The 18,669-nt window shown below is 43.1% G+C and carries 17 protein-coding genes; 11 read left to right on the forward strand and 6 right to left on the reverse strand.

Features of this window, described 5'->3' with window-relative positions; genetic code table 11:
- Positions 1-578 precede the first annotated feature (578 nt).
- Positions 579-1,376: a hypothetical protein gene (locus ACS8FC_RS09675; RefSeq protein WP_439296585.1), complete on the forward strand. Its 798-nt coding sequence runs from the start codon at positions 579-581 to the stop codon at positions 1,374-1,376.
- Between the two features lie 121 nt (positions 1,377-1,497).
- Here the strand turns inward: ACS8FC_RS09675 and ACS8FC_RS09680 are convergent, their stop codons facing one another.
- The 5 genes from ACS8FC_RS09680 to ACS8FC_RS09700 all read right to left on the reverse strand — a co-directional run bounded on the left by ACS8FC_RS09680 (position 1,498) and on the right by ACS8FC_RS09700 (position 4,382).
- Positions 1,498-2,160 (reverse strand): class I SAM-dependent methyltransferase, encoded by a 663-nt coding sequence (locus tag ACS8FC_RS09680; RefSeq protein WP_439296586.1) that lies wholly within the window; start codon positions 2,158-2,160, stop codon positions 1,498-1,500.
- A 40-nt stretch (positions 2,161-2,200) separates the two neighbouring features.
- On the reverse strand, positions 2,201-2,344 hold the full coding sequence (locus ACS8FC_RS09685; protein WP_439296587.1) for a DUF2256 domain-containing protein: 144 nt from the start codon (positions 2,342-2,344) through the stop codon (positions 2,201-2,203).
- Positions 2,345-2,389: 45 nt separating this feature from the next.
- Entirely contained in the window at positions 2,390-2,560 is a 171-nt protein-coding gene (locus ACS8FC_RS09690) for a DUF2256 domain-containing protein (RefSeq protein WP_439296588.1), read from the reverse strand.
- A gap of 30 nt (positions 2,561-2,590) precedes the next feature.
- Positions 2,591-3,610 carry a Xaa-Pro aminopeptidase gene (locus ACS8FC_RS09695; RefSeq protein WP_439296589.1) on the reverse strand — a complete coding sequence of 340 codons (1,020 nt, stop codon included), beginning with the start codon at positions 3,608-3,610 and terminating at the stop codon, positions 2,591-2,593.
- A gap of 283 nt (positions 3,611-3,893) precedes the next feature.
- Positions 3,894-4,382 carry an META domain-containing protein gene (locus tag ACS8FC_RS09700; RefSeq protein ID WP_299221607.1) on the reverse strand — a complete coding sequence of 163 codons (489 nt, stop codon included), beginning with the start codon at positions 4,380-4,382 and terminating at the stop codon, positions 3,894-3,896.
- A gap of 421 nt (positions 4,383-4,803) precedes the next feature.
- On the opposite strand from ACS8FC_RS09700, the gene map reads away from it, so the two are divergent.
- Both map and glnD read left to right on the forward strand, forming a co-directional pair.
- A complete protein-coding gene (map, locus tag ACS8FC_RS09705) occupies positions 4,804-5,595 on the forward strand; it encodes a type I methionyl aminopeptidase (RefSeq protein ID WP_439296604.1) in 792 nt (263 codons plus the stop codon).
- Positions 5,596-5,864: 269 nt separating this feature from the next.
- Positions 5,865-8,594 (forward strand): [protein-PII] uridylyltransferase, encoded by a 2,730-nt coding sequence (gene glnD / locus ACS8FC_RS09710; RefSeq protein ID WP_439296590.1) that lies wholly within the window; start codon positions 5,865-5,867, stop codon positions 8,592-8,594.
- A 59-nt stretch (positions 8,595-8,653) separates the two neighbouring features.
- Here the strand turns inward: glnD and ACS8FC_RS09715 are convergent, their stop codons facing one another.
- On the reverse strand, positions 8,654-9,370 hold the full coding sequence (locus ACS8FC_RS09715) for a hypothetical protein (RefSeq protein WP_439296591.1): 717 nt from the start codon (positions 9,368-9,370) through the stop codon (positions 8,654-8,656).
- 246 nt (positions 9,371-9,616) lie between these two features.
- Here ACS8FC_RS09715 and dapC point away from each other — a divergent pair, with 246 nt between their 5' ends.
- From dapC to ACS8FC_RS09755, 8 genes are all read left to right on the forward strand, one after another.
- Entirely contained in the window at positions 9,617-10,873 is a 1,257-nt protein-coding gene (gene dapC / locus ACS8FC_RS09720) for a succinyldiaminopimelate transaminase (protein WP_439296592.1), read from the forward strand.
- A 220-nt stretch (positions 10,874-11,093) separates the two neighbouring features.
- Positions 11,094-13,115, forward strand: coding sequence for a DUF294 nucleotidyltransferase-like domain-containing protein (locus ACS8FC_RS09725; RefSeq protein WP_439296593.1), 2,022 nt, complete (start codon positions 11,094-11,096; stop codon positions 13,113-13,115).
- A 17-nt stretch (positions 13,116-13,132) separates the two neighbouring features.
- On the forward strand, positions 13,133-13,738 hold the full coding sequence (locus ACS8FC_RS09730) for a 3'-5' exonuclease (RefSeq protein ID WP_439296594.1): 606 nt from the start codon (positions 13,133-13,135) through the stop codon (positions 13,736-13,738).
- A gap of 59 nt (positions 13,739-13,797) precedes the next feature.
- On the forward strand, positions 13,798-15,843 hold the full coding sequence (gene dacB / locus ACS8FC_RS09735; protein ID WP_439296595.1) for a D-alanyl-D-alanine carboxypeptidase/D-alanyl-D-alanine endopeptidase: 2,046 nt from the start codon (positions 13,798-13,800) through the stop codon (positions 15,841-15,843).
- Between the two features lie 116 nt (positions 15,844-15,959).
- Entirely contained in the window at positions 15,960-16,475 is a 516-nt protein-coding gene (locus tag ACS8FC_RS09740) for an ABZJ_00895 family protein (protein WP_439296596.1), read from the forward strand.
- Positions 16,476-16,609: 134 nt separating this feature from the next.
- Positions 16,610-17,140 (forward strand): DUF421 domain-containing protein, encoded by a 531-nt coding sequence (locus tag ACS8FC_RS09745; protein ID WP_439263204.1) that lies wholly within the window; start codon positions 16,610-16,612, stop codon positions 17,138-17,140.
- Between the two features lie 69 nt (positions 17,141-17,209).
- A complete protein-coding gene (rlmH, locus tag ACS8FC_RS09750; protein WP_439263202.1) occupies positions 17,210-17,698 on the forward strand; it encodes a 23S rRNA (pseudouridine(1915)-N(3))-methyltransferase RlmH in 489 nt (162 codons plus the stop codon).
- A gap of 87 nt (positions 17,699-17,785) precedes the next feature.
- On the forward strand, positions 17,786-18,667 hold the full coding sequence (locus tag ACS8FC_RS09755) for a DODA-type extradiol aromatic ring-opening family dioxygenase (protein ID WP_439296597.1): 882 nt from the start codon (positions 17,786-17,788) through the stop codon (positions 18,665-18,667).
- Positions 18,668-18,669: the final 2 nt, after the last annotated feature.

Raw genomic sequence — 18,669 nt, forward strand, 5'->3', positions numbered from 1 at the left:
TAGCGTATTTAGCAGTTCTAGCATTTTTTATGCCACTTAATGGCTTTCCTGCTTCAGATCCGAAAAAGTAAAACGAGTATAGCTCTAAAGTATCTTCATCAAATATTATCCAAATAACACATCCTGAAGGCTTGGTTGCTAGACGGGTATGAATGTTCTGTCTTGAAGTTTTACCACCTAATTTTGAAGCTTTAAGCTGAATATGCCGAATAACATTATTGAGCTCTAAAAAAACATAGACTTCAAAAGTTACATGTGTTTTTAATCCACTCTATTGCAAGACTCATTGACAGTTAAATAGTAGCAGCTGCTGTTAAGTTCTTGCCCATATTCAATCAGTACTAAACTTAAAGCCTAACCTTTAGGACTTAAATTTTAATAAATATGTAACAAAAACAGCTGTTTGATTAGATTAACTTAAAGATATTTGGTATATTTATAATTAAGAATATATTTAAATTGTTTAGTAATATTACTATATAGTATGAGCCTTACAAACTGTTAAAAACAAGGAGGTATATCGGCATAATAGTTGTAAAAATTGAGATTTTACATTTTTAAATCAAGGAGAGATAAAAATGAAATCGTTCAAATTAACGCTACTAGCCATGACAGCTATATTCTTTTTACAAGGATGTGATGATGACTCTGATGAGTCGACCTCACCACTACCCAATCAGCCAAATATCGACACTGAAATCGTTGGAACGTGGAGTAATGACGATAGTAGTAGTGGATTATCAACGATTGTCTTTATGAATGACGAGACTTATGTACAGGTCCAAGTCAATAGTAGTCAGTCTACAAGTGACCCTGAAAATGGTATGGAATGGGGTAATTACAATATCAATAATAGTACAGGCAAACTAACTGCTACGCCTATTTTTGATAAAAATGGTAGCTCTGGATTGTCAGATTCTGTCAATCGCCATGCTCAGGTATCTAACGGCAAGCTGATCCTCGAAGTAGACGAAAACAATGATGGCATTATCGACAGTGATGAAAGCCATGAGTTTTCAAAAACCCAACCTGAAGGGATCTTAGGGTCTTGGAGTTTCGATGATACTGATGACGATGAGCTAATCGGATTAGCATTCTTCGATAATGGGACTTATGTCCATGTCCAAGTGGATAAAGCTGGCTCAGTAAATAACTCCGAAAATGGTATGGAATGGGGTAACTACACTGTTGATCCCACGACTGGACGGTTAGCAACCTCTATGCTCTATGATGATAACGGTGGCACTGGATTATCACAACCGCGTACGCGTTACGCGCGAGTGACTGGTGACACTGCCCTCACTATTGAAGCTGATAACGATCAGAACGGCTCAATAGATAGCGGTGAGTCTTTTGCTTTTTCGAGACCATCTTGAGAAAGTTTAGCAAAGCCTAACTTGTTAACTGCAAAAAAGTTGTACTACAGTTTTGACTTCGTAAAAGAAAACTCCTTAAAAGGAGTTTTTTTTGATGATTATCTTGTATAGCTAACTAAGTCTATGACGACTTGAGAGTAGCAACCGTCGCCTCGCCCCAATAGTGATAACCCACGATATTGACGCCCTGCGTAAATCCTTGCTGACCCGAGACCTCAAACCCCGCTTGCGCGATCAGCTGTTCGATATCCCTATCCAGATGACAGCCGCCCGCTATTGGCTTCCATGCTGGAGTGATGAGCTGTTGCATTTTGCTCACCCATTTAGGCTGCGGCGCTAAGCCGTGCTCGGCATAATATAGCGTGCCAGTCGGTTTTAGCACGCGCCTCATCTCGTGTAGCGCTTGGATAGGATTAGGGATGGAACATAGGGTAAAGGTCATGACGACACTGTCAACGCTATTGTCCTCAAGGGGTAAGATCTCGGCGGACAGCGGCTGCGAGATAAAGTCGATGCCTGCGCTAGAAAAGCGCTTGGCTGCCAATGGATGCAGGTGCGGATCGACGCCTATCACTTCTTTGACGGTTTGAGGGTTGTAAAACTCAGCATTGAGCCCACTGCCAACACCGACTTCTAGCACGATGCCGTGGGCTTTTGGGACGACAAGCGCTCTTTGCTCGCTCACAACATCTAATGCACAGGCTTTGTCGATTAGGACAGGCAAGACTTTATTATTATAGACGTTTTTGAGACTGCTGAGCTTAGAGGTCGGCTTTGATTTCATGATGATTCCTTTATAATTAAAATATGAACATCTTTGTATTTTAGTCGCTCTTTTTAGTCCGCCGACACTTCTCAGAACAGTAAATCACCTGCTCCCAATCTTTCTCCCACTTCTTACGCCACGTAAATGGCCGCAGGCAGACGGGGCATATTTTCTGTGGTAAGTTTACTTTTTTATGTGCCATCGTCTGCTCCTTCGTTCTTCTATACTTCTCATTTTCTATTAACGCCTACTTATCTTCTTTTTGATGCTCTAGCCCTTCATATTTCTTCACTCGGCGACACTGGTCTGAGCAATAGACCATACTATCCCAGTTTTTATCCAGTTTTTTAGTCCAGCTAAACTCGCGCTCGCAAACAGGACATTCTTTTTTACGTACGTTTTTCTTTTTGTGCGCCATAGCCTCTACCCTAAAGTTAATAATGAATGATTACTGACCCCAGATAGGTGAACGTACAACCCCGCCAGCCTTACTACTAATGGCATAGCTTGTCTGACCCGCTAGCGAATGTATAACTATGCTACCACCGCTTTGTCCGTCCACTCGTGAGGTGCGCGTAGGATAAACACTATACTGTCCAGAGGGTGAAAAACGTGCTGGCTCATCTAGACCCGTCTCTGCAAGTTTAACAATCTCTCCAGTTGCTAGCGTCAAAATCGCCGCTTGACGGTCGTTTAGATAGGCTAGGCGCTGGCCATCAAAGCTGAGCTGCGGACTGGCAGCATAATCTTTCATCGTTATTTGAGTGGCGTTACGAGTTGCAAAGTCATAGCGATATATTCTCGGTCGTCCAGCGTTTTTCTTATCACTGGTGTAAACGAAGCTTTGGCCATCACTGGCATAGCTTGGCTGCACCTCGGTGCTAGGCAGTGTGGTCAGCTGTTTGGTTTTACCACTATCTAAATGCATCTCATAAATGTCTGCGTCACCGCCAACGGTTGAGCTATAGAGCAGCTTTTTGCCATCTGGTGAGAATGACGGTGATAGGTTGCTACCCTCAGTACCCACCACCAGATTGTGCGTTTGGCGACTCACATCATATATATAGATTTTTGGGTTTTGTCGCGGGGTTTGCTTACTATAAGCCAATAACTGCCCATCAGCTGACCATGCTGGTGCATATATATAGCCGCTTAGCTCATCTATGAGTTGTCTATCGCTACCGTCAGGATAAATGCTGTACAGACTAGAGACTTTTGTAGACCCTGCGCCTTGTTCTTCCACGTAGGCAATGCGACCTGCACGATCTACCGCTGGCATTTTCGCTGTTAGTGGACTTGTCATCGTACTGCTAGTAAGCGTGTGCGCGCCTTTGTCTATCGGCAACGTGCTACAAGCCGTTAAAAAAACGCTGAGTACAATACCCGCCGTAATATTGCAAGTGATATTCGTCTGAGTTATAGAAAGGTATTTTGTGTGTAGAAGTTGAGGAATACTAGAGGTAGGCATAAAGAGGTACTCAGTTAGGTTCTGGCTAGAAGCAATAAATTAAAAGACGAAAAACGCGTTTGAGTAGCTAAGCGTGTCATGTATCTGCTATGAAAAATACCCGTTGATGAAATAATAAGACAATAGGTAAAATAATTAGGACACATAATTAGGTCACAGAAAAACGCCTCACTACATTATATAGTGAGGCGCGCTATGATTAACAATTATTCGTCTTTTTTTTATAGTAATAACAATAATTTATACAAACCATGTCAAACCATTTTAGGTACTTAGTTATTACCTATTTAGCGATGGCTTTAAAGTGAGCCACCTGGTTTGCATTGCGAATAGTCAAGATAGGTACATTGTTTGCGTTATTGTTGATGCTGTACTTGCCTTGTACTGTTGCAAGTGTCGCTGTATCAAAGCTTGCTTGTGGCTCAGGGCATGCCATCATAGTAGATAAGACATTACCTAGGACAACGTTACCATCTACCACACTATAGTCAGAACCCATGTTGTTACAAGTGTTGACAAAAGTGACACGGTCATTGCCCTCGTTTTCAAAAAACTTTAAGGTCAAAGGTTTAGACGGATCAAAGAATAGCTGAGTGACTTTCTCACCATTGCTACGTTTGGCATCAACGAGTTGCCAATCATGTGCTTGTAGCGCATTAGTAGTAATTGGTTGCGTGACTGGTGCAGTGACACTAGGGGTTGTCTGGCAACCAGCAGCAAGTGTACCTACTGTAAGCGTTGCCGCCATCATTACTTTTGTCATACTGTTCATAGAAGCTCCTATAATAGATAAATTTAAACCTTTGTATAATCAATATATTTTTATTGGTTATTTGAGGCTAGCACTTTTGTAATAGCTCTTATTTAATTTGCTAGATAGATGTGCTGAACATCAACACTATTATGCACGACGAGCAGATTATTGTCATGAAAGATTGCGTACACCCTTGCTTTTAGATTTGTTTCACTGTATAGCTATTTTGCTAATACACCTTGTCAAGACATACCCTACCTGCTAACTGCTGATTTAGTCTTAATTATTCTAAATCAGTACTCGCTTGGCATTTTATATAAAGCTGTCAAGCGTTTATCAGTGCAAGACCGTGACCGCTCGCGTCTATGGTAGGGCCGTTAACCATGTATTTATGCTATAATGCCCCTACTTTCATTCTATAACTATAAGTACGACAATGATGACTAAAAAATCCCTTATCCAGTTCCCTGAAGCCATAGAAAAAATGCGCGTTGCCGGTAAGCTTGCCAGCGATGTACTCGTGATGCTTGATGAGCACGTGAGAGTCGGTATCAGTACCGAGGCGCTCAATCAAATTGCTCACGATTATATCGTTAATGAGCAACAAGCTATTCCAGCGCCGCTTAATTATAATGGCTTCCCGAAATCAATCTGCACCTCAGTGAATCATGTGGTGTGCCACGGTATCCCAACCGAAAACAAATTGCTTAAAGACGGCGACATTATTAATATCGATGTGACTGTCATTAAAGATGGCTACTATGGCGATACCTCAAAAATGTGGATCGTTGGTAATGGCTCCATCATGGCGCAGCGTATCTGTAAAGTGGCACAAGACGCGCTTTATGCAGGCATGAGTGTCGTCAAAGATGGCGCGCGCTTGGGTGATGTTGGTGCTGCTATCCAAGAAGTGGTCGAGCCTGAACGCTTTAGTATCGTGCGTGAGTTCTGTGGTCACGGTATCAGTAATGAGTTTCACCATGAGCCACAAGTCATGCATTATGGCAAAAAAGGCACAGGCTTTGAGCTTAGGACTGGCATGACCTTTACTATCGAACCAATGATTAACCAAGGCACGTGGCAGACCAAGATCCTACCGGATGAGTGGACGGCGATTACTAAAGATCGTAAGCTGTCTGCCCAATGGGAGCATACCATGGTCGTGACTGATAATGGCTGTGAAGTCTTTACCACGCGTCCTGAAGAAGATTTGAGCTTTTTGACCCAATGATATAAATAAAGATCGCTTAGGCGGTCTTTTTTTTTGGACTATTATTATCGGCTTTAGGCTATCATCGGCTTTAGGCTATCATCGTCTTTAGGCTATCATCGTCTTTAGGCTATCATCGTCTTTAGGCTATCATCGTCTTTAGGCTATTATCATTGTTAGTCGATGGATACACGTTGAACATCATGCTTGCTGCTTTTTTACCTTTATACTTTTATTTGCTTTTCATTTCTAATAATCTCTATTTCTGAATTCTTGATTGGATAACGCTCATGTTCTCTTTCGATGCTGCTTCTATTAACCTAACTCCGCTACCCTCTTTTCCTGCGTCAGATACGGTCTCATCATCTGATACGGAGAAGTCTTTACTTGGTATACCCAAATGGTTGACCCAAATTAATACTGATATTAACCGCGCCCTTGAGCGTGGAGCGAATATTCGTCAATTGGTTGGCGCTCGTAGCGATGCTATTGATGGTTTGCTGATGGCGTTGTTTACGTGGTTTGATTTAGACAAGACAGATTTGGCATTATTTGCAACTGGCGGCTATGGACGCGGTGAGCTTTCTCTGTATTCAGATATCGATATTTTATTGCTAGCACCTGATAAGTTACAGACCGATGTTAGCAGTAAAATTGATAGACTGGTGGCGATGTTATGGGATATTGGTCTTGAGCCTGCGCTATCGGTACGTAGTGTCGATGACTGCTTGGAAGCGGCCACGGATCATACGGTTGCCAGTACGTTACTAGAGGCTCGATTGTTAATCGGTAATGAAGCGCTACAGAGCATTCCTGTCGATGTCGTTAACAAATTATGGTCACAAAAAGATTTTTATGAAGTAAAAATCAATGAGGCTAAGGTGCGTTATATTCGGCATAACGCCACCGAGTATAATCTTGAGCCTAATATCAAAACCGCACCTGGCGGACTACGTGATATTCATATCGTCGGCTGGGTGACCAAGCGCTACTTTCGAGTCAGCAAACTCTATGATTTGGTACAACAAGGCTTTGTGACCGAAAAAGAGTTCGATGAGCTAAGCTTTGCTGAAAGTTACTTATGGCAGATACGCCATTATTTACATGAGCTGACAGGCCGTAACGAAAACAAGCTGCTGTTTGACTATCAGCGCGATATCGCGCAGCGGATGGGTTATGAGTCGCAGCCAGATGATCAGCCTAACGCCGCGGTTGAACGCTTTATGCGCGACTACTATCGCTGTGCAATGCAAATATCAACGTTGTCTGAGATGCTTATCAATCATTACTATGAGACCATCATAGAGCCGCATCTGCCGGATGATGAGCAGCCGACTAAGCGTCCATTAAACGCGCTTTTTAATCAGGTTGGCGAGCAGATTGCCGTTTCCCATCATCGTGTGTTTTCTCAGCATCCTGAAGCGATTTTGGAGATGTTTTTACTTATGGGACAATACGGGATAAAGAGCATCCGAACCCGAACTCTGCGCGCACTAAAAATTGCCGCGCGCGGTATCGATCAGATTTACCGTGACAATCCTGAACATCAAGCGTTGTTTTTAGAAAATATCAAAGAGCAAAACTATTTGTTCCATCGGTTGCGTGCGATGAATCGCTATGGGGTACTGGGTAACTATATTCCTGCCTTTGCGCAAGTGACCGGTCTTATGCAGTACGACTTATTTCATCGTTATACGGTCGATGCGCACACGCTATTTTTGATTCGAATTTTACACCGCTTTACCGACGCGCGTTTTTATGAAGACTTTCCGTTGGTTAGTGCTATCTTTCAGCGCATTGAGCGTAAAGAGATTTTGGTCTTGGCAGCGATGTTCCATGATATTGCCAAAGGTCGCGGCGGCAATCATAGTCAACTTGGAGAGACTGAGTCGATTGAGTTTTGTTTGGCACATGGTATGAGTAAAGCCGATGCTCATCTGGTAGGCTGGCTCACACGCTATCATTTATTAATGTCTATGACTGCACAAAAAAAGGACATCTCAGACCCTGAAGTGGTGACTATCTTTGCTGATTTGGTCGGTAATGTCACTCATCTTAATCATTTGTATGTATTGACGGTGGCAGATATGAACGCTACCAATCCTCAGCTTTGGAACAGCTGGCGGGCAACTTTGATGAAACAACTATACTCACAGACGCGCCGCATCTTACGTGCTGATATCGACGCACCGACCAACCGTCAAGATATGATTCGTGCAACGCGTAAGCAAGCGCTAACGATGCTTGATAATGCCAACAATCAGCATATGAATCGTGATGAGGTGCTTAGGTTATGGGATGAGTTGGGTGATGAATACTTTTTACGTGAGATTGCAGAAGACATCTTATGGCATACTGAAGCCATCTTAAACCATCCCCCTATCGGCTATGCGTCTAATGCTGATAGTATGCCACTAGTTGTATTACGTGAGCATCGGGAGTTGGCGCTAGATGCTGTACAAGTCTTTGTATATACCCAAGATCAGGCCAACTTATTTGCGGTCACCATGGCAGTATTTGATCAGATGAGTCTTGATGTACTGGACGCACGAATCATCACCGCGACCCGTGACTTTGCTTTAGACTCTTATGTGCTACTTGATCGTAGCGGTACATTATTAAAAGATGAGGACAGTCAACAAGAGCTAAAGCAGCGTTTAGTAGATGCTTTTAAAAACCCTACAACACCCAAACTTGCGCAAAAACGTATCCCGCGCCAGCTTAGACATTTCGATGTACCGACTATTATTGATTTTGAGTTTAATGAGGCTTCAGGTCAACATGTCATGAGCTTACAGACACTTGATCAGCCAGGGTTACTGGCACGAGTGGGACAGGTATTTTTGCAGCAAGGAATTGAAGTGCATGCGGCTCGTATTACGACCTTAGGTGAGCGCGCAGAAGACATGTTTTATCTCAGTGATCAAAACGATGCGCCATTATCTATAGACAAACTTGATACGTTAAAAGCGGCTTTGATTGCTAGTATTAGCGTCTTACCAGATAGCAGTCACGCTTAGCCTAGCGTGACTGCTATTAACCGATTTAAATGCTATGGTTCTAATGAAATAGCATGGTTCTAAGACATATGAATCAGGCTTTTATAAATCATTTTGTCGGCATAAGGTGACAACTCTTCGTCAGCAATCTCTGGTGGCAATACTTCTGCTTCTATCTGATATTGCCCTAATATCAAACGTCCAGCTTCGACTTCTTTTTGTAGCAGACGTTGCAAGCTAGCCAGTTTTAGATGGGACTTATAACGCTCACAAATCGTTTGTAAAGAGATAGGCGCGCTAGCATGAATAGCAGGTAAAATAATATCTGATGCCAATATATACATCTCATTTAACGCCTGTTCTCGTACAAGGTCTGCAATATCAATTCGATTTTGCAAACGATTTGCCAAACGCCCTTTAGACGATAACATCACTACAAACAATGCAGTCTGTACACCAAATACAGCCATATACATCCAAAAATACAGCTCTACGTTTAATAGACTGCTAAGTAGCATCAGAACGATAGCGACGACTACATAGCTGACTACTTGCCATAATAGCCACATAATTAGGCTATTATCTCCAAACCAAAACATCCAGCGCTCTTCGAGCATTATAAGGCGCTGACGTGCCAGCCACCATTGCTGTTCACGCAGTTTCAATTGTTCACAAAAACCAGCATGCTGCACATTATTATCACTAGTGTTATCAACATCGCTAGCATTATCAGTATTGTTATTACTGGCATTGATAACTTCGATATTAAGGTGGTCGGCCTTAGAAGCTTTAAGCATATCAATCATCCTAACAACAACTTACCAAAGTTAATGGCAGTCATTGCTTATATCATTATTATTTATAAGCTATGAGTGATAAGACAAACAGCTAAAACATTAAACTGCTATTAAGTATTTCGTTAGTAAATAGCAGTAAACATGAGCGAGAAGCAAAAGACAAAAAATAGGAGAAGTGCTACACTGCCTAAATGTAATTTTTCTTTATATATTTATTATCAACTGCCTATTATAGTTACCAAACTTATGAATAACAACTTAAAGCATTTGCACCCATATCCGTTTGCCAAAATGGCGACTCTGTTAGCTAACAGCATACCAGCCAACGACTATTCTGAGATTAAGCTTGGAATTGGTGAGCCAAAACACGAACCGCCAACTTTTGTGCTGGACGTATTACAAGAAAACTTAGACAAACTATGTCGTTATCCGACCACTAACGGCAGCTTTGAGCTGCGTCAGACCATCGCTCATTGGCTTGAGAAGCGGTTTTTTTTGCATCATGTTGACGCCAATACCGAAGTACTGCCGGTCATGGGCACACGTGAAGCGATTTTTAGTTTTGTACAAGCGGTAGTGAATCATAATGACAATACTACTCATCAAGCTATGGACAATGCAGATAACAAGCCCTATGATCCTATCGTCGTCATGCCCAACCCTTTTTATCAAATTTATGAAGGCGCTGCGATACTCGCTCAAGCAACGCCATACTTTGTACCTTGCGTATTAGGCAATGACTTTAAAGGCAATTACCGCGCCGTACCTAAAGCTGTCTGGCAACAAACGCAGCTGTTATTTATCTGTAGTCCAAATAATCCGACTGGATCAGTGATGACCATGGAGGACTGGGAGTTTCTCATTCGCCTATCAGATCAATATAACTTTATTATTGCCAGCGACGAATGCTATAGCGAATTATATTTTGATAAAGCGCCTATTGGTCTGCTGCAAGCATGTGCCGAACTTGGTCGCAATGATTTTAAAAACTGCGTCGTATTTCATTCGCTATCTAAGCGCTCAAACCTCCCCGGCCTGCGCTCAGGGTTTATCGCAGGCGACCAATCTATTCTAAAATCTTATTTACAATATCGCACCTATCAAGGCTGTGCGATGCCTATACCTCATCAGTTGGCATCGATTGCCGCTTGGCAAGATGAGAAGCATGTGGCGCACAATCGGGCGCTATATCAAGAAAAGTTTGCGCTGTGGATGACAGAGTTAGGCGAGCTACTAGATTTACGTATGCCTGAGGCTGGATTTTATTTTTGGGTAAAAGTTCCTGAGCTGTTTGATGGTGATGATGAAGTCTTTGTCAAAGCACTGTACGAACAAGCCAATATTCATGCACTGGCTGGGCGATACTTGTCACGTGAAGTTGATGGTAAAAATCCCGGTCAAGGTTATGTCCGTATCGCTCTCGTTGCTAGTGTTGACGAGAGCCGCGAGGCCATTGAGCGTATTCGCAAGTTGTTAACGGCGCAAGCCAAACTGGTGAGTTAACGGTTGATGTGCTAAGTATGAAAAGATAAAAGACTAGAAATTTTAAGTTAAATATATCCTTATTAACAACAATGTTATGAATGGCAGGATAGTGCTATAGTAAGACAATATCGTTTTACTATAGTCGCCTACGCAGAGTAGCATTTTTATAGTTTTGACTTAATCATTAAACTCACGATGATAAACTGCTTTTGTTGGCGACGCTATCAAGGATGATGCCATGCCCCATCTTGATTTTACCCAGCCTCCATTTGATGTATTGCGTTCAACTGAACGTCAAAGCCTCAAAAAAAACACCCAAGTCCGCTATCTTGGCGCAAATGAATCTTTAACTAGTGACGACTTACACAATTTTTTTGTGGTATTAAAAGGACAAGTTGATCAAACGCTAGCTGGCGAATTTGTCGCTTCTTATTTTGGTAGTAATCACTCCGACCAACTAAATAGCAACGACTGGTTCGATAGTCGCCGCACGCCCGAATCGCAAGGCCGTATTGTCAAAGCACAAAACGATGGCAGTACTGAGCCTTATCAATATACGGCTCACGAAGATACTTTATTGCTGCAAATTGATGGTGCTGCTATCGATAAAATTAGCGCGCAAAATCATCTAGTTCGCCAACTACTATCAGACAAATTGCCTGAGCGGCTAAAGGCACTACAACAAAGGCGTAGTACGCAAGGTCAAGCATTAGGATTGCATGCAGAAAGCTATACGGCGCAGCAAGAAGTGCAGCAAATCATGCTACAACCAGTCACTGATGTAACCCTATTGCCCGTACATATTGTTGATGCCAATAATAGCCTACATGAGGCGGCACGTATCATGACCGAAGCTGGATTGAAGCATGTGCTGGTACGTCCAATCAATCATTTATTAGAGCAATCCATAAACACGCTTAACAATGCTGAAAATATTTCTAAGCCCGAAACTGAAACTGAAACTGAACATAGCATTACCCGCCGTTCAGATCATGAGCTAGGTATCTTGACTGATACTGATATCTGCCGTGCGGTCAGCGAACAGCAAGACCCTGCTACCACTCCCTGCCAGCATTTTACCAGCTTCAACCTACGCACTATCGATGCTGACAATGAGATTGGCGATGCGCTAATGACCATGACTCGCTACCGTATCCACCGCTTACCCGTTATTGATAATAAAGATCAGGTCATCGGTGTACTGGGGCAAAGCGATGTCTTGGCTTATCTCGGTCACCACTCACAGCTTATTAGTGTTCAAATTGAGCAAGCAAAAGACTTAAACAGCCTAGATACAGCGGTCGAGCTCATTGGTCGCTATATTCGCTCGCAGCACCAAAACGGTGTCAAAATCGGCGTCGTTAGCCGCATGGTGCAAACGCTAAACGCGCAAGTCTTTACTAAGCTTTGGAAGCTCATCGTTCCTAATGAGGTCGTAGAAAATACCTGCGTTATCGTAATGGGCTCAGAAGGTCGCGGTGAGCAAATCATGCGTACCGACCAAGACAATGCATTAATCATTCGTGATGGCTTTACTCATCCTAAGTTGGCGCAGTTTGCTGATATCTTTAACAATCATTTAGCAGATCTTGGTTATCCGCTGTGTGATGGCAATATCATGATGAATAACTCAATGTGGCGGCAACCACTAAAACCGTTTAAAGCCCAGATCAGTTTATGGTTTAAAAATACCGATCCGATGCACAGTATTTACTTATCCGCCATACTTGATGGTGAGTACGTCTGCGGCGATGAGTCCCTGCTAAACGATATACGTGACCATTTAAAAACGGCGCATCGTCAATCAGATCGGATGTTCGTACGGCAGTTTGTACGGGCAGCGCTCCAGTTCGGTGATGTCAATCAATGGTGGCAAAAGTTTGTACCGTTATTAAGCGGTAAACCCAGCTCACATGATATTGATCTTAAAAAAGCCGGTATCTTTCCACTGGTTCACGGTATCCGTACCTTAGCATTAGAAAATGATATTTTAGAAGTGCCTAGCACTAAAGGTCGCCTTAAAGGTTTAGTACAAGCTGGCACTTTAAACCAAGAGCGTGCTGACACCTTATCGGAAGCCTTAGAGTTTTTTATGGCGCAGCGTCTGTCCGTCGCACTCTCTACAAATGATAAGTATGCCCGGCACGTCGACCCGACTACCTTATCAGCGCTTGAGCGTGACTTATTAAAAGAGTGTCTAGCCGTGGTCAAAAGCTTCAAAACGCAGCTGCGGCAACACTATCAATTAGAGGCATCATAAATGCATGTTAGACTGATATGAGTTGGTTAAAGCAGTTATCTTCTACGTGGCAAAAGTCGCAATTGCAGCGTCCTGAGCTGGCATCGATGTTTGACAAACCTATAGCTGAGCAATGGGTCGCGATAGACTGTGAGATGACGGGGCTCAATCCAAAAAGGCATCACCTATTATCGGTAGCAGCGATTCATATCAACGGTAATATTATCGATACAGGCAATGGTATGCATCTGGTTTGCAGGCCACCTGTGATGCCTGATCGTGATACCATTGTCATTCATGGTCTGCGTACTGCTGACGTTGAAAACGGGATGAGCTACGATGAGATGCTCGAGTTACTATTACCGTTTATTGATAATCGGCCGATAGTTGGATTCTGCCCAAAGATAGATACTGGCTTCTTAAACCCTTTGGTAAAGCGCTATATGGGTACTACTTTACCCAATGACGTCATTGATGTGCGGCATTTATATAGTCGGCGTATGAGCGGCCAAACCCAAGGTCTCTCTGGTCAATCGCAGCATCTGACCAGTATCTTAGCGCATTATGATATTCCTGAGCTTGGTACTCACGATGCTTATAACGATGCCATCATGACGGCCATGGCATTTTTACATGTACGCTAAAGATTGCCACCGATTCATGTTACTATAGGCGGTTTTTGCCACCTGATGGTAGACCATTCATGCAACTCACCTCCAAACTTTGCACGCCTCCTACAACGATTGCCAAACTGAAAATTTTTTGCACTTATTTGCGACCGCTTAATCAGTCTAGCAAACGCTTATCAACGCTTGCACTATTTGCCACAGCTATCATAACGCCACTTCACGCACAAGCAGCACTACCAGACGCTATCCAAGCAGCACTATCGCGAGCAGAGTTAACAGCTGCTGACATCAGTATTATTATCACCCCAGTGGGTGACAAAAACGCCAGCCGACTACCTCCTCCGATACAGGTTGTTGACAGCAATATTGATACTCAGACTCAGCTTGCAAGCAACACTTCTGAGGCTAATAGCACCAGTCAGAAAACGGCGCAAACCAATAACCATAATGGCAAAAATAATGCTGATAGCCATGCTACAAACTATGTTAAAAACGATCCTAGTCAGCAGATTACATTGACTACTATTGAGAAGCGCACGATTAAAAAGCATGAGCAAAAAATACACGCTTATACGGATGACCCCTATACTTATCAAAGCCTAGAAAGCATTCCAACAGTACTCCCAGACGATGTAAACTCAACGTCTATTAATAATGCTAATAGCGATGAAGATGCCAATGTAAGTACTGATGTAAGTACTGATAAAGACAGTAGTGCTAACGCTGCTACGCCCGCGATCAAAATTTCATTTTCACCTTTATTAAGTCATCAACCAGATATCGCGCGCACGCCAGCCAGTACGATGAAACTGGTGCCCAGCTTTATTGCTTTAGATACGCTAGGCGCTAACTTTGTCTGGCAGACACGCGTCTATCATACCGGTATTATTATCGGCGATCGTCTACTCGGTGACTTGGTTATTCAAGGAAGTGGCGATCCCAAAATGACCCATGAGCGTTTGCAGCAGCTACTCTATAAAGTGCAAGCAGCAGGTATTCGTCATATCAGCGGTGATATTATTATCGATAGCGGGGTTTTTAAAAATGTTGGCAAAGATCCTGCGGCCTTTGATAACGCACCATTGCGACCTTATAATGCCAGTCCTGATGGTTTTTTGGTAAACTTTAGCACTATCGGCATCAAAAGCTATCCCTTAAATGAGGGACAAGCGCAGCTGACTTATAAACCGCAACTGGCAAATTACCAACTGCCTAATACGATAAATACGCGCTCAGCTTACTGTGGTCAAGCCCGTTATAGCCTAGCGCCGCAGTGGCAATCCCAACAGCTAATCTTAAATACCACTCTACCAACTAGCTGTAAAGAGCATGTTTTTTATGTCGCGTATCCTGATGCCAAAGATTTTTCGGCACGCGTCATTGCTGCCAAATGGCAAGAGCTAGGCAATACGCTAAGCGGGAACGTCATTACTCAAGAAACCCCTTTTGATGCGGCAAAAAATACAAAACCAACACGTGGTCTAGCAGCGCTGCCCATATCACCGCTCCCTCTTGTTAGTTATCCATCGTTAAATTTAACTCAGCAAATTTATGACATCAATCACTTCTCTAATAATGTTATGACTGAGCAAGTAGCACTATCAATAGGAGCTTATGATGAGACAGCTAATAATAAAATAATAAACAGTCAAACAAGCAGCTTATACCAGTTTGGTAAGCCTACTGCTACAGACTATTCTGTTGCCTTACAAACCATGAGCCAGTGGTGGCAAACTCATCTAAGTACGCCGCCGCCATACTTGACCAATGGCTCAGGACTCTGCCGCGACTGTACAATCACAGCGGCCAACTTAAGCGAGCTGTTAACATACGCTTATAGTCATCCAAGCTTTGACGCCTATGTCAACTCTCTAGGTATCGCGGGTGTCAGCGGTACTATTGCCGCTCATAGCGAGCGTTTACCTGAGTCGGCAGCTATTGGTCGTGCATGGATAAAAACGGGCACTTTAAATAATGTCACCTCGATGGCAGGTTATGTCAAAGGAGCGTCCGGACAAGATTATGTCGTCGTCGGTCTTATCAATACCGAGCAGGCACTAAACGCTTATAATGCTAGAACGGTGTTGGACACCATGCTCGACTGGACTGCGCAGCACTGATTTTCTATCAAAAAAGTAGCTCTACAGCATCTATTTGAGAGCGCTGGTTTTGCTTTTATCGACTACTTACTACATTTATATCCATTATACGTTTTTATTTTTATAAAGGTCAGCTTATGTCACGCAAGACAACCAATCTTAGCAAGTCTACTGCCCAGACAGGTCGCAATGATCAACTGCCAAACTCTCAATCAGACTCACCTAAGCTGGCTCAATATATCGGTTTTTTCGCGATTGGTTATATTCTTACCAGTACGGTATTTATGATGATCCAAACTCAAGTTACTCTCAACTCGCACTTGGTCACTGTGCTCTCTATCATCATCGGTGCTTATATTGCGGTATATAAATTTATCAAGCATCATAAGCGGGCGCTAGGTAGAGATGAGATCAATCGTTTAGTGTTTGGCGGAGTGGCTGTCGTTTGGCTGCTGACTGCCGTTTATTTTTTGGGCATATGGTTCTTGCTGTTTGATGAGGTGAGCCGTGAGGTATTATTTGAGATGACTATACAGCAGCCCCTGCCTCTACTCTCTGCGTTAATCATGATATTGGTGCTCACCTTCATCAGTGCGCGAATCAGTATCCTACTCTTAAATCGTCTACTGGATCCAAAACGAAAATCATCTTAAAGACTGACAATCTATCTATAACGTACTACAAATTTTCTGCATTATTTATACTTAAATTCCGTTACGCTGGATTAAACTGCCTTTATTAATCTAAGAATTTGAAATATTTTGTATTATAGATAGGAGTAAATACGATGGACATGCTCTTTTTTGACAGTATAGATAAGCTTGGACGTATTGTTTTAACCACAGCCATGGTTTATATATTAGTTGTGATAACAACCAAAGTCTCAGGCAAACGCTCTACCTCACAGCTAAATAACTTTGATTGGATCGTCACCGTGATGATCGGCTCGCTGGGTGCGAGTACTATCTTACTCAAAGAGATTCCGCTTATCGAAGGCTTTAGCTCAATCTTGGTACTTTATGTACTACAATTTTTGGTGACCAAATATGCGGCGATTTCACCACAATTTAGTAACGTTATTTTGTCCGAACCCCGTATTGTTTTTTATCAAGGACAATACTTACCAGAGGCTATGCGTACTGAACGCTTAACCCGTCAAGAGCTTGAGTGTGCCATGCGCTCTGAAGGTGTAAGGAGCTTGGATGATGTTGAAGCGATTGTCTTTGAATCTGATGCCAAGCTGACTGTCATCACTAAAGACAGTAGTAACCAAGATACAGATAGTATCTCTGAGACACTATCTCCGTTGACTGATTAACAAGAGACGATTGAATAAATTATATTTAGTCGTTATAAAATAAATCAAAAAACTAAGGAGCAAGCGGCAATGAAAGTAAGGCTCTTAACCGTTGGTAATAAAATGCCCAATTGGGTACAAAGCGGCTTTAATGAATATTATAAACGTATCCAGCCTATGCTCAGCACCGAAATCGTTGAGCTGGCCGCAGCCAAACGAGCCAAGAACCCTTCTGATGCCAATTTGGCGCAGTATCGCGAGCAAGAAGGACAGACAATCTTGGCAGCTCACACAACTGCTACCCGTGAACAGCTTTGGGTACTGGATGTTAAAGGTAAAATGCTATCGACAGAAGGTCTGGCAGAAAAACTCGCGGATGCTATGCAGCAAGGCGATGATATTGCGTTCGTAATCGGCGGGGCAGATGGCGTCTCGCAAGACGTGTTGGCGCAGGCGGATGTAAAATGGTCATTGTCAGCGCTGACGTTACCGCACCCTTTGGTAAGAGTAGTATTGATGGAGCAGTTATATCGAGCGATGAGCATCAACCACAATCATCCTTATCACCGTGGTAACTAAAGACGCTTATACAAGCGTCGTAAAACTAATCTATCAGAAAATTCAGCGCAAGATTGAAAAACCCATACGTGCCCTAATAAACGGTACATGAGCTATCCGAAACTTGCAAAACCTATGCCGTCTAACCATCTTTATGATCATGCTAAAGCGATCGAGCCCATCAGTGCGGCTATCGCTTGGGCAGATGCACCTGCAGGACTCAATAATGCAGCAAGACTGCCAGCGTTATTTATATCTCATGGTGCACCGACGCTTGCTATCGAGCAGTCTGCGACCACGAACGCCCTTGCTCGAATAGGACAGAACTTACCCAAACCTCGTGCTATCGTTATTATGTCTGCGCATTGGCTGTCTGCCAAGCTTGAGATTAGCAGCAATCCCAAACCTAAGACCTGGCATGATTTTTCTGGGTTTGATCCTAAATTGCACGAATTACAGTATCCTGCTCAAGGTCATGCTGAGCTAGCTGAGTCTTTAGCGCAGCAGCTAACAGCACGCGGTATCATTTGTAGTGCCAATCCAATGCGAGTCTGTGATCATGGTGTTTGGGCCCCGCTCAAACATCTGTATCCAGAAGCAGATGTCCCTATCGTACAGATATCTTTGCCGCAGCACTATGATAGTATGTCTCTTTATCAGCTGGGTGCGCAGCTTGCTTGTCTGCGCGAACAACAAATACTTATTATCGGCTCAGGTAATATCACTCATAATTTGCAAGCGCTACGCTGGCAGGCTGATAGCATTGATCCTGCCGCCAAAGATTTTAAGCTATGGTTGTTACAACAGCTCAAAACAGACATTCCATCGGCGCTAGATTGGCAACAGTATCCTGATTATAAAAACATCCATCCAAGCGATGAGCACCTGTTACCGATATTTTTTGCACTAGGCGCAGCGCAGCGCGTGTCTGTTGTGCATGAAAGTATGGCGCATCATAGCCTTGGGATGGATATCTATCGCTTTGACTAGAT

The sequence above is a fragment of the Psychrobacter sp. 1Y4 genome (genome assembly GCF_051847555.1).

Coding starts and splice junctions, on each gene's coding strand:
- ACS8FC_RS09675 (WP_439296585.1), top strand. CDS start 579: ATGAAATCGTTCAAATTAACGCTACTAGCCATGACAGCTATATTCTTT.
- ACS8FC_RS09680 (WP_439296586.1), bottom strand. CDS start 2,160: ATGAAATCAAAGCCGACCTCTAAGCTCAGCAGTCTCAAAAACGTCTAT.
- ACS8FC_RS09685 (WP_439296587.1), bottom strand. CDS start 2,344: ATGGCACATAAAAAAGTAAACTTACCACAGAAAATATGCCCCGTCTGC.
- ACS8FC_RS09690 (WP_439296588.1), bottom strand. CDS start 2,560: ATGGCGCACAAAAAGAAAAACGTACGTAAAAAAGAATGTCCTGTTTGC.
- ACS8FC_RS09695 (WP_439296589.1), bottom strand. CDS start 3,610: ATGCCTACCTCTAGTATTCCTCAACTTCTACACACAAAATACCTTTCT.
- ACS8FC_RS09700 (WP_299221607.1), bottom strand. CDS start 4,382: ATGAACAGTATGACAAAAGTAATGATGGCGGCAACGCTTACAGTAGGT.
- map (WP_439296604.1), top strand. CDS start 4,804: ATGACTAAAAAATCCCTTATCCAGTTCCCTGAAGCCATAGAAAAAATG.
- glnD (WP_439296590.1), top strand. CDS start 5,865: ATGTTCTCTTTCGATGCTGCTTCTATTAACCTAACTCCGCTACCCTCT.
- ACS8FC_RS09715 (WP_439296591.1), bottom strand. CDS start 9,370: ATGCTTAAAGCTTCTAAGGCCGACCACCTTAATATCGAAGTTATCAAT.
- dapC (WP_439296592.1), top strand. CDS start 9,617: ATGAATAACAACTTAAAGCATTTGCACCCATATCCGTTTGCCAAAATG.
- ACS8FC_RS09725 (WP_439296593.1), top strand. CDS start 11,094: ATGCCCCATCTTGATTTTACCCAGCCTCCATTTGATGTATTGCGTTCA.
- ACS8FC_RS09730 (WP_439296594.1), top strand. CDS start 13,133: ATGAGTTGGTTAAAGCAGTTATCTTCTACGTGGCAAAAGTCGCAATTG.
- dacB (WP_439296595.1), top strand. CDS start 13,798: ATGCAACTCACCTCCAAACTTTGCACGCCTCCTACAACGATTGCCAAA.
- ACS8FC_RS09740 (WP_439296596.1), top strand. CDS start 15,960: ATGTCACGCAAGACAACCAATCTTAGCAAGTCTACTGCCCAGACAGGT.
- ACS8FC_RS09745 (WP_439263204.1), top strand. CDS start 16,610: ATGGACATGCTCTTTTTTGACAGTATAGATAAGCTTGGACGTATTGTT.
- rlmH (WP_439263202.1), top strand. CDS start 17,210: ATGAAAGTAAGGCTCTTAACCGTTGGTAATAAAATGCCCAATTGGGTA.
- ACS8FC_RS09755 (WP_439296597.1), top strand. CDS start 17,786: ATGAGCTATCCGAAACTTGCAAAACCTATGCCGTCTAACCATCTTTAT.